Below are 18532 nucleotides of genomic sequence, written 5' to 3' on the forward strand. Positions count from 1 at the left end.
TTACCCCAGGATGTTGTTGAACCACAGCCCGGTCGGCAGCGCGACGTCGAGCAGGCGGTCGAACAGGATGAACAGGCCGACCCCGAGTCCGACCCCGCCGATCACGCCCTGCTTCCAGCTGGCATCGAAGAAGCGCGCGATCGGAATCACCATCAACGCGGTGGAGAGGACGAAACCGAGCTTGTCGAACAGCCAGGCATAGGCGAGTACGATCAGGAACAGCACGCCGATGTGCTGCAACACGGCGGCCGGCGGCCAGGTGGTATCACTCTTCTTGTCCAGCATCAGCGCGACGGCGCAGATGCCGAGCAGGGCCAGGACAAGCATCGGGAAGGCGCGCGGTCCGACCGGTTCGTAGGAAATCGGTGCTTCGAGGCTGCGTGCGATCCACATGCCGACGAGGCTGATGAACAGCAGCACGCCGCCGAGGATTTTTTCGCTCATGTTGGTCTCCAGTGACAGGGGCCCCGCATCGCATGGGATCCGGGGCCGGGGTGGCGCGGATGCTTACTGGGCAGTCAGGCCGAACTCGGTGGCGAGCGCCTTGTAGCGCTTCACTTCCTTCTGGACTTGATCGGTGAGCTTGGCGCCGGTCAGGTTGTACGGGAACAGCCCACGCTCGGCACGCAGCTTGTCGAACTCGGGCGAGGCCTGCAGCTTTTCAAATGCGGCGGTCCACCACTGGTAGTCGGCGTCGGACACTTTCGGGCCCATGTAGAAGCCGCGGGTGATGGTCCAGTCCACGTTGTAGCCCTGCTCGATTGCGGTCGGAATGGCCGCCAGGTCTCCCTTCAGGCGTTCGGGGGCGAGGATGGCCAGGACCTTGATGCGCCCGCCCTTCAGGTGTCCCTGCACTTCGGAGGCATCGCCCGAGTAGGCATGCACATGGCCGCCCATCAGCGCGGTGATGGCCTCGCCGCCGCCTTCGAAGGCGACGTAACGCATCGACTTCGGATTGACGCCGGCCTCGCGGGCGATCAGCGCGGACTTCATCCAGTCCTGGCTGCCCACCGAGCCACCGGCGCCGAACACGACCTTGGCCGGCTCCTTACGCGTGGCCTCGACCAGATCCTTCAAGCTGTTGTACGGCGAATCCGCTTTTACGATGATGGCGCCGTAATCGGCACCCACCGCCGCCAGCCACTTCACGTCGTTTTCGGTGTACTGGCCGAACTTGCCGATCGCCAGGTTGAGGAAGGAGCCGCCGGAGTAGGCGACGATGGTGCCGCCTTCACCCGGGCGGTTGGCGATGATCGTGTTGTAGGCCACCGCGCCGATGCCGCCGGGCATGTAGGTGATGCGCATCGGTGCCTCGAGCAGCTTGCTGTTCTGCAACGCGCTTTGCGCCAGCTTGCAGGTGAGGTCGAAGCCGCCGCCGGGCTTGGCCGGGGCGATGCACTCGGGCTTGGACGGTTCGGCGTGGGCGACGCTGGTGGCGACGGTGGCGATAAGGGCGGTTGCAGCGGCAAGCAGGGTCTTCTTGAGCATCATGGTGGTCTCCTCTATCTATTGGTCACTGCAGGGCGGATTTCGACGGTCCCTGCATGGCAGTGAACGATAGGGAGGGGGGCTTTCGATTGGCTTTCAGCGCCGGTCGAAGCGCCGCGCCGTCGCCATCGGCGGGGATTCGTGGAATCCGCCGCAGTTTGGGGAGCGAAATGGCGCTAGTATCCGCGCACCAACGCGGGTGCCGGTGACGCGTCTACACTCTCTACCGGCAGTTCCGAGGAGCAATCATGCATTACAAGGGCAGCCGGTCGGCGCTGAGGGCATTGTTCCTGTGGCTTGCAGCGAGCATTGCATCGGTGCCTGCGGTGCACGCGACAAACCCGGTTCCGGCCGCGCAGCTGGTGGCGCAGATGATGGCCAATGCCGCCGATCGTCCGACCATACTGGCCGAAGGCAGGAAGTCGGCGTTCTTCTGCGCGAACTGCCATGGCGATGCCGGGATCAGCCGATATCCGGAAGTGCCCAATCTTGCCGGCCAGCATCCGGCCTACGTGCTCAACCAGATCGATGCCTTTCTTACCGGAAAGCGCAAGGACGAGTTCATGCAGGGCATGATGAAAGTCCTCAGCGAGCGCGACAAGGCCGCCATTGCGCTCTACTATGCCGCCGCGCCGGTCAAGCCATCGGCCGCTCCCGGACCGCGCGCGGCCGATGGCGGCAAGCGCTATGCCGAGTTGTGCGCGCGCTGCCACCAACCCGACGCGCGTGGCGGCGAGACTTTCCCGCGCCTGGCCGGCCAGCAGCGCGAGTACATCCGCATCAGCCTCACCCGTTACCTCAGCCAGTCCGGCGAGCGCTTCTACGGACCGATGACGGCCGCGGTCATGCAGCTCGGCGCGCCGAACATCGACGCCGTGGCAGATTATCTTTCGGCCCTTGACTAGGTCGCGGTATATTCGCGAGTCATGCCTTTCGGCGCCGGGATTGTCGCGTTCGTGCATCCTCTGTTCGCGTCGGCATGCACATGACGGAGTGAGGCGATTTCATCAGGGGGCAGGGTGAGGGGAACACGGATGCACGGAGCACGGCGACTGGCACTGGCCATTGCGGCGAGCATCTCATGGCACCCCGGGGCGGCGTCCCCGCTGATGGCCGAAGGCGAACAACTGGCCGAACTGTCGCTCGACGACCTGCTGCGGGTCGAGGTCGTCGGCGCCGTACGTTACGCCCAGCCGCTGGCCGACAGCCCCAGTTCGATCACCGTCATTGGCCGCGACGAGCTGCGTGAACAGGGTTACCGCAATCTTGCCGAGGCGCTGGCCACCGTGCCCGGCGTCTACACCAGCAACGACCGCAACTACACCTATCTCGGCGTGCGCGGTTTCAACCGCTCGGGCGACTACAACTCACGCATCCTGCTGCTGACCGACGGCGCGCGGCGCAACGATCCCCTCTTCGACCAGGCCCAGATCGGCAACGAGGCGCCGGTCGAGATCGACTGGATCAAGCGCCTCGAATTCGTGTCCGGCCCGATGTCGGCGGTCTACGGCGGCAACGCGCTGTTCGGCATCGCCACCGCGGTGATGCTCGACGGTGGCGACGTCAATGGCGCCCGGGTCACGGTCGATGCCGGCAGCGGCCAGAGCCGGCGGCTGGGCATCGTGGCCGGCCAGCCCCTCGACGGCGACCGCGACTGGTTCTTCGGTTTCGCCGCCTATGGTGCCGAGGGCAAGGATCACTACTACGCCGAGTTCGATAACGGCGTCACCGACGGCCGGGCGCGCGGCCTCGATGGCGAGCAGTACCGCAAGGCCTATGCCAAGTTCCGCTCGGGCGACTGGCGTCTGATCGGGAGCTTTTCCACCCGCGACAAGGATCTGCCCACCGCCCCCTTTGCCACCGCCTTCGGCGAATCGGGCACGCGCACGCTCGATCAGAGCACCATCTTCGAACTGGCCTACGACGGCCGGCTGGACAATGACTGGCAACAGCAGTTCCGGATCTTCAACGGCGCCTACCGCTACGACGGGGAATACCGCTACGACGGGCCGATCGACAACCGCGACGACGGGCGGGCGGACTGGAGCGGCGTCGACTACCGTCTTGGCGGAGCGGCCGGCACCCGCCACCGCTGGATGGTCGGCGCGGAGGCGCAGTGGAACACCCGGCTGCTGCAGCGCAACTACGACGTCAGCCCGCGTCGCGAGGTGCTGAATACCGACGACCCGTCACGTACCCAGGGCCTGTTCGTGCAGGACGAATGGCGCTTCCACCCGCAATGGCTGCTGAACCTGAGCCTGCGCCACGACCGTCACAGCGACTACTCGCCGATCAATTCGCCGCGCATGGCGCTGATCTATCAGCCCGATGCCGACATGACGCTGAAGGCGATGCTCAATCGCGCCTATCGGCCGCCCAACGCCTACGAGCGCTTCTACGACGACGGCGGGATCGTGCAGAAGGCCAATCCCGAATTGCGTCCGGAGCGCATCCGCAGTGCCGAACTGGCCGCGGATGTTCGTCTCGGCCTCGGCGGCCGGGTCGGGGTCAGCCTGTATCGCAACGAGATGCGCGACATGATCGAGCAGGTCACCGATCCGGCCGATGGCCTGCTGGTCTACCGCAATGTGGCACAGGTGCGGGCGCACGGCGTGGAGGTGAATGGCGAGCATCGATGGGCGGGGGGCTATCGCGTCCGCGGCAGCGTCGGCTGGCAGCACTCGCGGATGGCCGACGGCGAAACGCTGGTGAACTCGCCGCGCCTGCTCGGCAAGCTGGTCTTCGCCGTGCCGCTGGCGGGCGGCTGGAAGGCGGCCGGGCAGTGGCAGGGCATGTCGGCGCGCAAGTCGCTCAACGGCCGGGTCGCGGGGCACGGCGTGTTCAACCTGGTGCTGTCGTCCGGCGCGCGGAGCGGCATCGGCGAATGGCGGCTGGGGATCTACAACGTCGGCGACCGCCGCTACGCGGATCCGGTGTCCTCCGCGTTCACCCAGGACAGCATAGAACAGGATCGGCGCCAGTTCCGCCTGAGCTGGACGATCGGCCTGTGAGCGGCCCGACAATGCGCCGCGCCCGCTGCCTGCGGCGCCTCGCGGTGGCGCTGCTGGTTGCCGTGTCGGCGCCGGTGCTGGCGCAGTTCCAGGCGTCGGAGCCCGAGCTGAAGGCGGCGATCCTGATCAACATGCTGCTGTTCATCGACTGGCCGGCGAACAGCCTGCAGTCGCGCGACCGGCTCACGATCTGCCACCTGAGCGACAGCGCGGTCGCGCGTGCGCTGGTCCGGCTCGACGGCAAGGTACGCAAGCACCAGCAGTTGCAGACGATTCGTACCGATGGCGCGCAGCTCGCGCACTGCCACGTCGTCTACCTCGCCCCCGGCGACGAGGCGCAACTCCCCGAGGTGGTGCAGGGGCTGCGTGGGTCGCGGGGCGTGCTGATCACCGGCGACACCCCGGGCTATGTGGAGCGCGGGGTCATGATCAATCTCGAACTGGCGGCAGGGCGGGTGGTGTTCGACGTCAACCTGAGCGCCGCCCGTCAGGCCGGGCTGAACATCAGCTCGAAAGCCCTGCGTCTTGCCCGCACAGTGATGGAGTAGCGATGGAACCGATTGTCCGCACCCGCCGCTCGCGCCGCCTGAGCCTGGTCTCCACCGGCCTCGCGCTGCTCATTGCCTTCGTCCTGCTGATGGTGCACCAGTACGTCGTGGGGCGACAGGTGTTGCTCGAGGAGCTCCATACCGAGGCCGCCATCATCGCCGAGAACAGCAGCGCTGCGCTGGTGTTCAACGACCCGCGCAGCGCCAGGGAGATCATCGCCTCGATCCGCCATACGCCGCGCATCGTCGCCGGTGCGCTCTATCGCGCCGACGGCATGCTGCTGGCGGCGGAGTCGTCCGGTGGCGGGGCGTTCCCGCCGAGCCTGGCCGGCGACCCCGCCGGCGTGCCCGAACGCACGACTTTCGGGGTCAGCGGCGGGGTGATCCGTGAGGAGATCCGCTTCGACGGTTCCGTCATCGGGACGCTGATCTTCAAGGTCGATTTCTCCTCGCTCTACATGCGCCTGCTCGAATACGCCGGGGGCGTGCTGGGCATCGCCGTGATCGCCCTGGTTCTCGCCTACCGCCTGACCCGGCGGCTGCGGCGACGGGTGATCCGGACCGAGGAGCGGCTGGAACAGTACGCCCTCTACGATCAGATCACCGGGCTCCCCAACCGGCGCCTGTTCGAAGAGGAGCTGCGCAAGGCGGTCGAGCACGTCCGCCGCGACTCGGCGCCGGCCGCGCTGCTGTTCCTCGATGTCGATGACTTCAAGAAGGTGAACGACTCCTTCGGGCATGAAGTCGGCGACCGGGTTCTGGCCATGGTCGGCGAGCGCCTGCGCAACACCGTGCGCGTCGGCGACGTGGTGGCGCGCATCGGCGGCGACGAGTTCGCCGCCATCCTCTACGGCATCGGCGACCCCGACTACACGGTGCTGGTGGCACGCAAGCTGATTGCCGCGATCGCCGAGCCCTTTCCGACCACGCCCACCCCGAGCCACATCGGTCTCAGTGTCGGCATCGCCATGCTGCCCGCCGACGGCGACGATCCGGCCGCGCTGCTGCGTCACGCGGACATGGCGATGTATGTTGCCAAGGGGCAGGGCAAGAACGGCTACCAGTTTTTCTCCGAGTCGATCGACGGCAAGGTCCGCCACGACCTCCAGCTCGAAGCCGGCCTGCGCAGGGCGCTGAAGGCGCGGGAGGGAGGCCTGTGGGTGGCCTACCAGCCCAAGTTGTGCGCCCGCACGCGGCGCGTGGTCGGGGTCGAGGCGCTGGCACGCTGGCGGACGGAGGACGGCGAGCTCGTTTCGCCCGCCGAGTTCATCCCGGTGGCCGAGCATACCGGCTTGATCTGCGCGCTGGGCGACTGGGTGCTCGACCGCGTCTGTCGCGACCTCGCCACGCTGCGCATGGTCGGGGTCGAGGTCCCGCGGGTGGCGGTGAATGTGTCGCCGCATCAGCTGGTGCGTGGTGACGGCATCGTCGACCGCACCGAGCGCACGCTGGCATGCTACGGCGAGCGTGCGGCGCAGTTCGAGTTCGAACTGACCGAGAGCGCGCTCACCGAAGCGCGCGGAGCCAGAGTCCTCGAGGCCCTGCGTGCCGCCGGCTATTCCCTCGCCATCGACGATTTCGGCACCGGCTATTCGTCGCTCGGCTATCTCAAGCGCTTTCAGGTCAGCACGCTGAAAATCGACCAGAGTTTCGTGCGCGGCGTGCCCGACGACGAGGAGAACGCGGCCATCGTGCGTGCGGTGGTGCAGATGGCGCATGCCCTGAACATCACGGTGGTGGCCGAAGGCGTGGAAACCGAGGCGCAGGCGGCGTTTCTGGCCGCGGCCGGGTGCGACATCCTGCAGGGCTATCTGCTCGGGCGACCGATGTCGGCTGCCGAGCTGGGCGCCTACCTGCGCCTGCCCCGACTGGTCGAGGCCTGAGCAGCTGATCGGCGACCGGCGCGCGCGCTTGCCACCGACCTGAACGGGCGGGCGGCAAGGATCTGCTGCGGAAAAACCGGATCGCCGGCCGCCTTGGACGGAAAGCCGCTCAGGGTTCGGGGTTCGGGGCACGGTTTGAATCCATTTCATGACTGTATATAATTACAGTCATGAAGCTTGCCGATACCCCGCTCTCCACCCTCCTGCAGCGTCCGGACCTGTGGCGCGGAGACGCGCTCGCCCGTCCGGCCCGGGAAGGGGTGGCGAGCGGCTTCGCGGATCTGGATGCGGCCCTGCCGGGAGGCGGCTGGCCGCGCGGGGCGCTGACCGAGTTGCTGCCCCGTGGGATGGGGGTCGGCGAACTGTCCTTGTTGCTGCCGGCGCTGGCCGCGCTGGAAGCGGACGCCGGCTGGATCGCGCTGGTGGCGCCGCCCTGGCTGTCCCACGCTCCGGCCTGGCAGGCGGCCGGCGTGAGCCTGTCGCGCCTGCTGGTGGTGCGCGCGGCGCCCCGTGATGCCCCGTGGGCCTGTGAGCAGTTGCTGGCCAGTGGTGCCTGCGCGGCGCTGCTGGCCTGGTTGCCCCAGGTCGATGCGCGCGCCCTGCGCCGGATGCAACTGGCGGTGGCGGGGCGGCGCAGCCTGGGCTTCGTGTTCCGGCCGGCAGCGGCGGCGGCCAGCGCCTCGCCGGCGTCCCTGCGCCTGGCCCTGGCCGCGGGGACGAGCGGACTCGAGGTGCGTATCCTCAAGCGCCGCGGTCCACCCCTGGCCGCGACCCTGTCCCTGGCGGTGTCGCGGCCGGTGGCGTGGACTCGCCTGACCGCAGGTAGCCAGCCGCACGCACGTGAGCCGGCCGGGGTCGCTGCCGGTGCCGGTGTTGTCGTCCACCCGGCCCTGGCCTGAGATGGGGGCGCCATCATGCTATGGCTGGCCGTGCATCTGCCTCGTCTCGCCGTGGAGGTCTGCGCTGCCCGCACGCCGGCGGTGACGGTGGCGCGCGGGCGGGTGGTCGCGGTCGACGCCCGGGCGCAAGCGGCCGGCGTGGTGCCGGGCATGCGTTTGTCCAGTGCCCTCGGGCTGGCGCCGGGGCTGACCGCTTGCGATCCCGATCCCAAGCGCGAGACGGCGGCGCTGGAAACCATGGCGTGCTGGGCGGGGGGCTTCAGTCCCCAGGTCAGCCTCGCCCCGCCGGACGAAGTGCTGCTGGAGATCGGCGGCTGTCTGCGGCTGTTCGGCGGCTTGTCGGCTTTACTGCGGCAGGTGGAGGCGGGCGCCGCCGCCCAGGGTTTTGCCTACCGCGTGGGCCTGGCGCCCACGGCGCTGGCCGCGCAGTGGTTCGCGCGCGCGGGGGTGGCCCCGGAGGGCCCGGGCAGCACCCTGGCAACGGCAGCGGGCAGGACGCTGCTCGGGCGCCAGCTGGCGGCCTTGCCGGTGCAGATCCTCGAGCTCGACGAGCGCCAGCGCCAGCGCCTGGCCGTGCTGGGCCTGCGCCGGATCGGCCAGTTGCTGGATCTGCCCCAGGCCGGGCTGGCCCGCCGCTTCGGGCCGGCGCTGCCGCAGCAACTGGCCCGCGCCCTGGGCGCAGCCCCTGACCCGCGCCCGGTTTTCGTCTTTCCCGAACGTTTCGCCCAGGGGCTGGAGCTGCCCGCCCGGGTGGACGTGGCCGACATGCTGCTGTTCGCCGCCCGCCGCCTGATGCTGGCCCTGGCCGGCTGGCTCCATGCCCGCGCCGCCGGCCTGCGGGCCTGCACTCTGGTGCTGATCCACGAGGACGTCCCGGAGACCCGCCTGACCCTGGGTTTCGCCACCCCCACCCGCGACGCGGAACGCCTGCTGCGGGTGCTGCGCGAACGCCTCGAGCGCCTCGCCCTGGTCGCCCCGGTCAGCGCACTGCGCCTGGAAGCCGATGTGCCCGAGGAATTGCCGGGCGCGAGTGGCAGCCTGTTCGGCGAGGCGGACGCGCAGGGCATCGCCCCGGTGGTCGAACGCCTGCGCGCCCGCCTCGGGCTGGAGGCGGTGCATGGCCTGGCCAGCGTCGCCGACCACCGCCCGGAGTGCGCCACCCGCCCCACGGAGTGGCCGACGGACGTGCCCGCTGCCCCCACCGCCCCCCGTCCCCTGGGGTTGCTGCCCACGCCCCGGGCGCTGGCCGAAAGACACGGCGGCCCCTGGCACGACGGCCGCCTGCGCCTGCTGACCCGCGCCGAGCGTATCGAGAGCGGGTGGTGGGACGGGGGCGAAGGCGCGGGCGATCTGCGCCGCGATTACTTCGTCGCGGTCTCGCCCCGGGGCGAATGGCTGTGGATCTTCCGCGACGGCCAGGGGTGGTGGCTGCATGGAATGTTTGCCTGATATGGCCATGTCTGCCGCCCGCCTGCCGCCCTACGCCGAACTTCACTGCGTGTCGCACTTCAGCTTCCTGCGCGGCGCCTCCCACCCCGAGGAACTGGTGGAACGGGCTCATGCCCTGGGCTACGCCGGACTGGCGCTGACCGACGAGTGCTCTCTTGCCGGTGCGGTGCGCGCTCACGAAGCATGGAGCAAGCTGCGGGACGCGGCGCAGCAGGCGGACCGGCCGTTCGCCTTCCGGCTGATCCACGGTGCCGAATTCCGCCTCGAAGACGGCCTCAGGCTGGTGTTGCTGGCGCAGAACCGCGCCGGCTACGGCAACCTCTCGGCGCTGATCACGCTGGCGCGGCGGCGCGCGGAGAAGGGTAGCTACCGTCTTGTGCGCGGCGACCTCGAAGCCGTCTCGCCGGGGGGCGCGGTGCCGGACTGCGTGGCGCTGTGGCCGGCGGGCGTCGATGCCACGGTGGCGGATGGACGCTGGTTCGCCCAGCGCTTTCCGGACCGGATCTGGCTGGCGGTGGAACTGCACAGCGGCCCCGACGACGGCGCCGAACTCGCCCGCCTGACCGCTCTCGCCCAGGCCGCCGGGCTGCCCCCGGTGGCCACCGGCGACGTGCACATGCACAGCCGCTCGCGCCGTCCGCTGCAGGACGTCCTGACCGCCCTGCGCCTGGGCACCACCGTGTTCGAGGCCGGCCGTGCCCTCTTCCCCAATGGCGAGCGTCACCTGCGCAAACCCCTGCGGCTGGCGCGGCTCTATCCCGCGGAATTCCTCGCCGAAGCGGCGCGCATCGCCGCGATGTGCGACTTCTCGCTCGACGAACTGCGCTACGAGTATCCCCAGGAGGGGGTTCCCGCGGGGGAAACGCCCACCTCCTGGCTGCGTCACGAGGTGGCGGCGGGGCTGGCCCGGCGCTACCCGGACGGGGTGCCGGAGGCGGTCGGGAGCGGGGTGGACAAGGAACTCGCCCTCATTGCCGAGCTCGGCTACGAGCCGTTCTTCCTGACCGTCTATGACCTGGTCTGCTTCGCCCGCGAGCAGGGCATCCTGTGCCAGGGGCGCGGCTCGGCGGCCAACTCCACGGTGTGCTACGCCCTCGGGATCACCGAGGTGGACCCCACCCGCGCCTCCCTGCTCTTCGAGCGCTTCATCTCCCGCGAGCGCAACGAGCCACCGGACATCGACGTCGATTTCGAGCACGAGCGGCGCGAGATCGTCATCCAGTACCTGTACGCCAAGTACGGCCGCGAGCGCGCGGCGCTGGCGGCCACGGTGATCCGCTACCGCACCCGCGGCGCCCTGCGCGACGTGGGCCGGGCCCTGGGCTTTGGCCAGCCGCAGATCGACGCGCTGTCGAAGTCCCTGGCGTGGTGGGACCGGCGCGACACCCTGCCCGAACGCCTGGCCGAGATCGGCCTCGATCCGGCCAGCCCGCGGGTGGCGAAGTGGATCGCGCTCACCGACATGCTCGTCGGCGTGCCCCGGCACCTGTCCCAGCATGTGGGCGGCTTCGTCATCGCGCGCGGACCGCTGGCGCGCCTGGTGCCGATCGAGAACGCCGCCATGGCGGAACGTTCGGTGATCCAGTGGGACAAGGACGACCTGGAATCCCTGGGCCTGCTGAAGGTGGACGTGCTCGCCCTGGGCATGCTCAGCGCGATCCGCCGCAGCCTGGAGCTGGTGAGCCTGCGGCGCGGCCGGCCCTTCGCCTTGAGCGACATTCCGCCCAAGGACGCCGCCACCTTCGCCATGCTGTGCGGCGCCGATTCGGTGGGCGTGTTCCAGGTCGAATCGCGCGCCCAGATCGCCATGCTGCCGCGCCTGCGGCCGCGCACCTTCTACGACCTGGTGGTGCAGGTGGCGATCGTGCGTCCGGGGCCGATCCAGGGTGACATGGTGCATCCCTACCTCGCCCGCCGCGCCGACCGCGCCCGTGCCCGGGTCGAGATCGCCCGCCTGCCGCCGGAGGTGCGGGCGGTGCTGGCGCGCACCCTGGGGGTGCCGATTTTCCAGGAGCAGGTCATGGCGCTGGCGGTGGTGGCGGCCGGCTTCACCCCCGGCGAGGCCGACCAGTTGCGGCGCGCGATGGCGTCCTGGCGGCAGAAGGGCCACATCGAGCGCTTTCAGCACAAGCTGCGCGCCGGCATGGCCGAGCGCAACTACGACCCGGCCTTCGCCGATGCCCTGTGCCGGCAGATCGAAGGCTTCGGCGAATACGGCTTTCCCGAATCCCATGCCGCCAGCTTTGCCCTGCTGGCCTACAGTTCGGCCTGGCTCAAGTGCCACGAGCCCGAAGCCTTCCTGTGCGGCTTGCTGAACAGCCAGCCGATGGGTTTCTACGCGCCTTCCCAGTTGATCCAGGATGGGCGCCGGCACGGGGTCGTGGTGCGGGCGGTGGACGTGACCGTGAGCGCCTGGGACAGCACGCTGGAGTCCGCGGCGGCGCAGCCCCGGCCCGCCGTCCGGCTGGGCCTGAGGGAGATCACCGGCCTGCCCCGGGCCGCCGCCGAACGCCTCGTCGCCGCCCGCCGTGAGCGCGCCTTCGGCGGGGTGGACGACCTCGCCGTGCGCGCCCGGCTGGCTACCCGCGAGCTCGAACTGCTGGCCGCCGCCGATGCCCTGCGGGGCCTTGCCGGCCATCGCCGCCAGGCCGCCTGGCAGGTCGCGGCGGTGCGCATCCAGGGCGATCTGTTCGATGCCGCGCCACCGGCGGAAGCCGCGGTAAGCCTGGCCGCCGCCGACGAAGGCGAGGAGCTGATCGCCGACTATGCCGCCACCGGCTACACCCTCGGTCGCCACCCGCTGACCCTGCTGCGCCCGCATCTGGCCGCGCGCCGCTTCCTGGCGGCCGAGCAGGTGAATGCCAGCGCCGACCGCGCGCTGGTGCGTGCCGCCGGCCTCGTCACCTGCCGCCAGCGCCCCGGCACTGCGAGCGGGGTGGTCTTCGTCACCCTGGAGGACGAAACCGGCCTCACCAACGTGGTGGTCTACGCCCACCTGGCCGAACGCCAGCGTCGCGAACTGCTGGGCGCCCGTCTGCTCGGCGTGTTCGGCCAGGCGCAGCGGGAAGGCCAGGTGGTGCACCTGCTCGCCCAGCGCCTGGTGGATCTCACGCCGTGGATGGGCGCGTTGCGCACCGAGAGCCGGGATTTTCATTGACGCGTGGATGGCAACACGGCTGTTGAATACGGCGTCATGGCTGCTACTGTGATAGTTGCAGTCTGCAGGCATATCGCCCGGCGCCGGACCGGTCTGCAGCACGCCGCGACGGGGCGCATCGCAGGCGCAGGCCGGTGCGGTGCTCCTGTCGGCATGCCGGTCGCAGTTCGAGCTTTTGGAGGCGTGGATGGCGGACATCTTTGTCAGTTACCGGCGCGGCGACAGCGCGGGGCATACCGGCCGCCTGGTCGACAGCCTGGTACGTCATTTCGGCCGGGATGCCGTTTTCCAGGACGTGCAGTCGATCGACGCCGGGCGCCGCTGGGATGAGGCCATCGACGACGGCGTCAGCCGTTGCCGCGTACTGGTGGCGGTCATCGGCCGTGACTGGCTTGCCGCCGGGCAGGACGGCCGCCGACGGATCGACGATCCCCACGATCATCTGCGGCGCGAGATCGCGACCGCGCTGGAGCGCAGGATCCCGGTCATTCCAGCCCTCGTCGAAGGCGCCCGCATGCCGGCCGGTGAAGACTTGCCGGATGAACTCGGATCGCTCGCGCACTGGCAGGCTCATGAGCTTTCGGATTCGCGCTGGGAGTACGACACCGGCCGGCTATTGACCATGGTCGAGCGCGCCATGGGGATCACCCCCGCCAAACCGCCGGCCGCCCCCGGACGCTCGGCCCCCCGGCGCTGGTCCATGGCCGCCGTGGCGGCCGCACTGCTCGCGGCGGGCACCATGTGGCTGCTGCCGCGGGGCGCGCCGCCGGCGGCGGACCGCGTCCCGGCCACGCAAGCGCCCTCGGCAGCCGACGGTAGCGGTGCCGGCAGCAGGCCCCCACCGATCGTAGACATCGCCCCCGCCCGGTTCGAAGGCGACTGGTACGACGAGGAGGCCACGCACTGGGGAATCCGCAGCAAGGGCGATGGCGTCGAGATCAACCACACCGCCCCGGGCTCCGGCACCGCGATCGGCTACGCCGAAGGCAGGATCAGCGACCGGACCATCAGTTTCGAGTACGTGGTCATGGTTCCTGACGAGCCGCGGCTCAACGGTCAGCTGGTGCTCTCGGACGATGGCACCCGCCTGACCGGGGTCCTGACCGACCTCGAGAACGGCGGCAACACGCGCATCGTGCTGCACCGGCAGAAGCCCTGAGCGGGCGCTCCTGCTTACTGTGCGCCGAGCGCGCGCCACATGGTCCGCGTGAGCGTGTACCGGGTGTCCGCGTAGCCCGCCCATGGATCGTCCGCCAGCCCGGCGAGGCGGGTCGGGATCCGCCTGAGGTCGAACTCGGACGGGCGCAGCGCAGGGGTCAGCTCGTCCCAGCGGATCGGCGTCGATACCGGGGCGCCGGGGCGTGCGCGTACCGAGAACGCGGCCACCGCGGTGGCGCCGCCGTCGTTGCGCAGGTAGTCGATGAAGATCCGTCCGCGCCGCCGCTCCTTGGCCGTGCTCGCGGTGAACTGTTGTGGCAGCGTCTGCGCCAGATGTTCGGCCACGGCACGCGCGAAGCGCTTGACCTCGTCCCAGGGGTGACGGCGGGCGAGCGGCACCACCAGGTGCAGGCCCTTGCCGCCGGTGGTCTTGACAAAGCTCTCCAGCCCCAGCTCGGTGAGCAGTCCGCGCACCAGGTTGGCTCCTTCGACCACCCGTTCCCACGCCAGATCGGGGGCGGGGTCGAGGTCGAGCGTGATGCGGTCGGCGCGGTCGGCACGCGGCAGGGTCGCGCCCCAGGTGTGGAACTCGATGACGCCGCGCTGGACCATGCCGATCACCGCGTCCAGACTGGTGACATAGAGATAGCTGCGGCGGCTGCCGGATGAGGTCTCCCAGATGAACTCCTCGACCCCATCCGGCCGCGCCTTGCCCATGTGGCGCTGGAAAAAGCACTCCGCCGCGCTGCCGTCCGGACAGCGCAACAGGCTCAGCGGGCGATTCACCAGCTGCGGCAGCAGCCACGGCCCGACCTGCTCGTAGTAGCGCGCGAGATCCGCCTTGGTGAGTCCGTTGTTGGGCCACACCACGCGCTCGGGGTGGCTGATGGCGACCCCCGCGACCCGCACCGGAGCGTGGGTGCGCGGCCCGGCGGCGCGCTCGGACGGACCGGCCGGGGCGGGCGAGTCGGAGCCTGGGGAGGAGGGCGCGTCCACCGCCGTCTCCTCGCCGACGGTACGCGCCGGCTTGTCCTCGCGCAGGCCGCCGAAGGACGCCTGGCGCAGCAGATGCTCGCGCGTCCATCCGGCGAATGCGACCTCTGCCACCAAGGTCGGCTCCACCCAGTGCGCGCCGGCCGCACGCGGTGCGCGGGCGAACGGCGATGTTGCGCGGTGCAGGCGCGCCAGGCGCGGCGTCAGCCGTTCGAGCGTGGCCTGGTCGAAGCCGCTGCCCACGCGTCCGACATAGTCGAGGGCCCCGTCGGCAGCGTACAGGCCGACCAGCAGAGCGCCGAAACCATGGCGCGTCCCGCCCGGATCGGTGTAGCCGCCGATCACGAACTCCTGGCGCGGACGACATTTCAGCTTGATCCAGCTCGCCCCGCGACCGCTCGCATAGGGCGCGTCGGCGCGCTTGCCGATCAGCCCCTCGAGGCCCAGGGCGCAGGCCTGCGCGAGCGCGTCGGCGGGATTGCCCGAGAAATCCGCGCTGAAGGTGAGCACGTCGCCCTGCCTCTGCTCGAGCACCTGCGCCAGTCGGCGCTTGCGTTCGAGCAGCGGCAGCGATCGCAGGTCCTCGCCGCCCAGCCATGGCGCATCGAACAGGCAGTAGCCGATGGTAGTGGTCGATCCGGAGTCGAAGGCGTTCTGCAGCGCCTGAAAGTCGGGCAGCCCGTTCGCCCCCGACACCACGATTTCGCCGTCGAGCCAGCTGTCGCCGGCGTCGAGCGCCTCGATCGCGCGCAGCACATGCTGCAGGCGTGCGCTCCAGTCGTGGCCGTTGCGGGTCAACAGCCGCACCTCGCCCGCGGCCACGCGCGCGAGGAGCCGATAGCCGTCGTACTTGATCTCATAGACCCAGCCCGCGCCGGCAGGCGGCGCCTGCACCAGGGTCGCGAGCTGGGGCGCGAGCGTCGCGGGCAGCGCGGTGGCGGCCGTCGTCGGCGCGCGCGCCTTGTTCGGACGCTTCGTGGCCGCGGCCGCGCGCGCTTGCGCTGGCGGTGGGCCAGGCTGCCGGCCCTTGACGCTGGCGGTCTCGCGCGCGGTGATCTCGGCCGCCTCGCCGGTGCGTGCGGCCTCGTCGCGCTCCTTGATCAGCAGCCAGTTGCGTGCGTCCTTTTCGGCACCGCCCATGCGCACCAGGGTCCATCCGCCGGCGAGCCGTACGCCGTGCAGGTGGAACTTGAGTTTGCCGCGCTCCAGCGCGCGCGCCGGATCGGCTTCGGTGGTGGACCAGGTGCCGCGATCCCACAGCACGACTTCGCCCGCGCCATACTGACTGGGTGGAATGTGGCCTTCGAAGTCGCCATATTCGAGCGGGTGGTCTTCGGTCTCGACCGCCAGCCGGCGCTCCGCGGGATCCAGGTTGGGGCCCTTGGGAATCGCCCAGCTGCGCAGCACGCCGTCCACCTCGAGGCGGAAGTCGTAATGCAGACGCCGGGCGGCGTGACGCTGGACGGTGAAGGTCCGGCCCGCGCCCGGGGTCGGGGACTCCGCGCCACCGGGTTCCGGGGTGGCCGCGAAGTCGCGCTTCTGGCGGTAGCGCGCCAGCCGCCCGGCGGAGGTGGGCGCGCCGCTCATGCGCGCCGCCGGCGGGGCGCGCTCCGCCCGCTGCCGGCGGCCGGCGGCTCGTCCCTGCCACCGCCGCCCTTGGTCGCGGTCTTGCCGGCGGCGGCGCGTTTGGGCGGCGTCTTCGACACGGCCGCGGGCGCTTTCCGGCTTGCACCCGCCTTGGCCGGGCGTCCGACCTGGAGGCTGCGGCGCAGCACGGCCATCAGGTCCACCACTTCGGCTCCGCCCTCGGTGGTCGCGGCCGGCGCCTCGGCTTCGCTGACTTCGTGGGTCTTGCCGGCACGGATCTTGTCGTCGATGCGCGCCAGCAGGTCGTCGCGATAGGTGTCGCGATAGGCCTCCGGTGTCCAGTCCTCGGTCATGCTGTCGACCAGCTGCTCGGCCATGGCGATCTCGCGCGTCGACACCCCGACGGCGGCGAGGTCCGCGTCCGGCAAGTTCAGCTCGTCGACCGAGCGGATCTCATCGGCGAAGCGCAGGGTGTCGAGCACCAGCGCATTGCCCACCGGCATCAGCGCGGCCAGATGCTGCCGGGTGCGGATCACCACCAGTGCCAGCCCGACCCGACCGCTGCGGTGCAGGGTTTCGCGCAGCAGCGCGTAGCCCTTCTCGCCACGGCGGCCGGGTTCGAGGTAATACGGGGTGTCGAAATACATCGGCGCGATGTCGTCGGCGGCGACAAAGCCCAGGATATCGACGGTCTGCGTGGCCTTCACGTTGGCCAGCCGGAAATCCTCGTCGGTCACCACCACGTACTGCCCGTCCTCGTACTCGTAGCCCTTGACGATGTCGGCGGCGGCGACCGGCTGGTTGGTGCGCTTGTTGTAGCGCTGGTAGCCAACCGGAGCGAAATCGCGGCGGTCGAGCAGGTCGAGGTCCAGCCCGCTGCCGCCGGCGGCCGGATAGAGGGTCACCGGTACGTGCAGCAGGCCGAAGGCGATGGCACCCTTCCATACGGCTCTTGGCATGGTCGCGCTCCGTGTCCGTCGGCCTCAGGGCTCGCGGTCGCGCCCCTCGTTGCGGGGCGAGCGTACGATCGGCTCATCCTCGGGCTGGGCGTTGTCACCCACCCACAGCACCATGCCGATCAGCGCGCCCACGCACAGGCCCGCCACCAGCGCGGCGACCGTGCCTGCTGCGGACGCTTCCACCAAGGCGGCCATCACCGCACAGGCCATCATCCCGACCAGCGCACCGACCACGGTGTCGGCGATCAGCGAGGTGGATTCGCGGTTCGTCCGTTGGACATCCGTCTGGTTTTCGTCTCGGTTCTTCATGACCTCGACGTTGCATTTCTCGTGCCCGCCCCGGCGGGCCAGTTTGGTGGACAGCAGCGCGTAATTTTTTCCGCCGCCGCCAAAACTTACACGGTGTGCGAGGGTGCTTGCCGGTAGCGTGCGGCACAGTCGTCGCGCATCGCCGCGAGGTCGCGATAGATGGTGCGCGGGTCGGGCTGCATTCGTCGCACTGATCGACGTCCGGGGCGGTTTCGCCCGGCGTGAGGTGAACAACACGCCGGGGCCCGCGGTTATGCGGCCGGGCGGGATGGGCGGCGGCCACCCCGGCCGGCGCCTGCCCCATGCTCAGTCCTGCGCCCGCCTCGGCATGTTGCGCCGCTCCGGAAAGTCGATGACGACCGCGCGGGCCCGGCGGTCGGGCTCGGCGGCGTGGCGCCGCTCCGGGAACGCGGGCCGGCTGCTGCGGCCGGTCTGCTCCGACCCATTTGCCCGTGGATTTGCCCGTGGCGTCAGCGCACGCGGTGCGCCGAGCATCAGTTCGAAGTACGCGCGGGTCATGTCCACCATCGCCGCAGACGTCGCCAGATAGAGCGGCGCCCACAGCGCGAGCGGGGTTGGCCAGCGCATGCCGCGCAGCGCCTCGCGCTGACTGTTGGCAACTTCGTTCAGCGCAGCATCGGTGGCTGTTGCGCACAGGCGCAAATAGCTTTGCGTGAGCTCGCCGACAAGCGAGGCCGACCGGCTCGTGGGCGCGGAACGGGATGCGGCATCCCGTTCCGGTTTGCGGCTGACATTGCCCGGCCGATTGTTCGGCAACATGGTGTGAGACCTCCATCAATGAACAAACGGCTGCAACAGCCGACGGGATCCGTCGACATCGACGGCGCCGGGGTGGTCCCCCCGACTTCCTGGGCATCAGTTTACATCGACCCCTTTCCCGGTCTGGAGTTCTGCCCGCATTTCAGGCCGGCGCGCTCCCGGCGCCGCGTCGACCGTGCACTGGCGCTGGCACGTTCACGATCCGGGTCTACATTGAAGTAGGCACCGTCGGCCTGTCGACCTCGTCGCGGGAAGGGCGAAGCGCGAAGGTTCGCCCGCTTCGGAGCCGGGTGGCCTGCCCGGGCGAAGCG

Annotated in this window: 14 protein-coding genes; 8 read left to right on the forward strand and 6 right to left on the reverse strand. The window is 70.1% G+C overall.

Going from position 1 to position 18532, the window contains the following annotated elements; genetic code table 11:
* Positions 1–444 carry a tripartite tricarboxylate transporter TctB family protein gene (locus AC3A35_RS13345; protein ID WP_487436610.1) on the reverse strand — a complete coding sequence of 148 codons (444 nt, stop codon included), beginning with the start codon at positions 442–444 and terminating at the stop codon, positions 1–3.
* A gap of 63 nt (positions 445–507) precedes the next feature.
* Positions 508–1491, reverse strand: coding sequence for a Bug family tripartite tricarboxylate transporter substrate binding protein (locus tag AC3A35_RS13350; RefSeq protein ID WP_487436611.1), 984 nt, complete (start codon positions 1489–1491; stop codon positions 508–510).
* 245 nt (positions 1492–1736) lie between these two features.
* On the opposite strand from AC3A35_RS13350, the gene AC3A35_RS13355 reads away from it, so the two are divergent.
* The 8 genes from AC3A35_RS13355 (at position 1737) to AC3A35_RS13390 (ending at position 13594) form a co-directional block, all read left to right on the forward strand.
* Entirely contained in the window at positions 1737–2393 is a 657-nt protein-coding gene (locus tag AC3A35_RS13355; RefSeq protein WP_487436612.1) for a c-type cytochrome, read from the forward strand.
* A gap of 129 nt (positions 2394–2522) precedes the next feature.
* The gene (locus AC3A35_RS13360) at positions 2523–4499 is read left to right on the forward strand and encodes a TonB-dependent receptor plug domain-containing protein (protein WP_487436613.1); all 1977 of its coding nucleotides are present in this window, start codon (positions 2523–2525) and stop codon (positions 4497–4499) included.
* Positions 4496–5047: a YfiR family protein gene (locus AC3A35_RS13365; RefSeq protein WP_487436614.1), complete on the forward strand. Its 552-nt coding sequence runs from the start codon at positions 4496–4498 to the stop codon at positions 5045–5047. Before AC3A35_RS13360 ends, AC3A35_RS13365 begins: the two co-directional genes overlap by 4 nt.
* 2 nt (positions 5048–5049) lie before the next feature.
* Positions 5050–6930 (forward strand): putative bifunctional diguanylate cyclase/phosphodiesterase, encoded by a 1881-nt coding sequence (locus tag AC3A35_RS13370; RefSeq protein WP_487436615.1) that lies wholly within the window; start codon positions 5050–5052, stop codon positions 6928–6930.
* A 170-nt stretch (positions 6931–7100) separates the two neighbouring features.
* Positions 7101–7829 carry a translesion DNA synthesis-associated protein ImuA gene (gene imuA / locus AC3A35_RS13375; protein ID WP_487436616.1) on the forward strand — a complete coding sequence of 243 codons (729 nt, stop codon included), beginning with the start codon at positions 7101–7103 and terminating at the stop codon, positions 7827–7829.
* A 15-nt stretch (positions 7830–7844) separates the two neighbouring features.
* Positions 7845–9278 (forward strand): Y-family DNA polymerase, encoded by a 1434-nt coding sequence (locus AC3A35_RS13380; RefSeq protein ID WP_487436617.1) that lies wholly within the window; start codon positions 7845–7847, stop codon positions 9276–9278.
* A gap of 7 nt (positions 9279–9285) precedes the next feature.
* Complete coding sequence (locus tag AC3A35_RS13385; RefSeq protein WP_487436618.1) at positions 9286–12435, forward strand: error-prone DNA polymerase; 3150 nt, start codon at positions 9286–9288, stop codon at positions 12433–12435.
* Positions 12436–12622: 187 nt separating this feature from the next.
* Positions 12623–13594, forward strand: coding sequence for a toll/interleukin-1 receptor domain-containing protein (locus AC3A35_RS13390; protein ID WP_487436619.1), 972 nt, complete (start codon positions 12623–12625; stop codon positions 13592–13594).
* 14 nt (positions 13595–13608) lie between these two features.
* Here AC3A35_RS13390 and ligD read toward each other — a convergent pair whose 3' ends face one another.
* The 4 genes from ligD to AC3A35_RS13410 all read right to left on the reverse strand — a co-directional run bounded on the left by ligD (position 13609) and on the right by AC3A35_RS13410 (position 18221).
* Entirely contained in the window at positions 13609–16173 is a 2565-nt protein-coding gene (gene ligD / locus AC3A35_RS13395) for a DNA ligase D (RefSeq protein ID WP_487436620.1), read from the reverse strand.
* A complete protein-coding gene (gene ku / locus AC3A35_RS13400; protein WP_487436621.1) occupies positions 16170–17132 on the reverse strand; it encodes a non-homologous end joining protein Ku in 963 nt (320 codons plus the stop codon). The genes ligD and ku overlap by 4 nt, the downstream gene beginning before the upstream one ends.
* 24 nt (positions 17133–17156) lie before the next feature.
* Positions 17157–17441 carry a hypothetical protein gene (locus AC3A35_RS13405; protein WP_487436622.1) on the reverse strand — a complete coding sequence of 95 codons (285 nt, stop codon included), beginning with the start codon at positions 17439–17441 and terminating at the stop codon, positions 17157–17159.
* Positions 17442–17747: 306 nt separating this feature from the next.
* Entirely contained in the window at positions 17748–18221 is a 474-nt protein-coding gene (locus AC3A35_RS13410) for a hypothetical protein (RefSeq protein WP_487436623.1), read from the reverse strand.
* Between the last annotated feature and the right edge of the window lie 311 nt (positions 18222–18532).

The organism is Azoarcus sp. Soil_N_20 (genome assembly GCF_057656155.1).

Bases quoted from the DNA above. Each gene is read 5' to 3' on its own strand.
- AC3A35_RS13405 (WP_487436622.1), bottom strand. From the start codon at position 17,441: ATGAAGAACCGAGACGAAAACCAGACGGATGTCCAACGGACGAACCGC.
- AC3A35_RS13370 (WP_487436615.1), top strand. From the start codon at position 5,050: ATGGAACCGATTGTCCGCACCCGCCGCTCGCGCCGCCTGAGCCTGGTC.
- ligD (WP_487436620.1), bottom strand. From the start codon at position 16,173: ATGAGCGGCGCGCCCACCTCCGCCGGGCGGCTGGCGCGCTACCGCCAG.
- AC3A35_RS13390 (WP_487436619.1), top strand. From the start codon at position 12,623: ATGGCGGACATCTTTGTCAGTTACCGGCGCGGCGACAGCGCGGGGCAT.
- AC3A35_RS13385 (WP_487436618.1), top strand. From the start codon at position 9,286: ATGTCTGCCGCCCGCCTGCCGCCCTACGCCGAACTTCACTGCGTGTCG.
- ku (WP_487436621.1), bottom strand. From the start codon at position 17,132: ATGCCAAGAGCCGTATGGAAGGGTGCCATCGCCTTCGGCCTGCTGCAC.
- imuA (WP_487436616.1), top strand. From the start codon at position 7,101: ATGAAGCTTGCCGATACCCCGCTCTCCACCCTCCTGCAGCGTCCGGAC.
- AC3A35_RS13360 (WP_487436613.1), top strand. From the start codon at position 2,523: ATGCACGGAGCACGGCGACTGGCACTGGCCATTGCGGCGAGCATCTCA.
- AC3A35_RS13410 (WP_487436623.1), bottom strand. From the start codon at position 18,221: ATGTTGCCGAACAATCGGCCGGGCAATGTCAGCCGCAAACCGGAACGG.
- AC3A35_RS13380 (WP_487436617.1), top strand. From the start codon at position 7,845: ATGCTATGGCTGGCCGTGCATCTGCCTCGTCTCGCCGTGGAGGTCTGC.
- AC3A35_RS13355 (WP_487436612.1), top strand. From the start codon at position 1,737: ATGCATTACAAGGGCAGCCGGTCGGCGCTGAGGGCATTGTTCCTGTGG.
- AC3A35_RS13350 (WP_487436611.1), bottom strand. From the start codon at position 1,491: ATGATGCTCAAGAAGACCCTGCTTGCCGCTGCAACCGCCCTTATCGCC.
- AC3A35_RS13345 (WP_487436610.1), bottom strand. From the start codon at position 444: ATGAGCGAAAAAATCCTCGGCGGCGTGCTGCTGTTCATCAGCCTCGTC.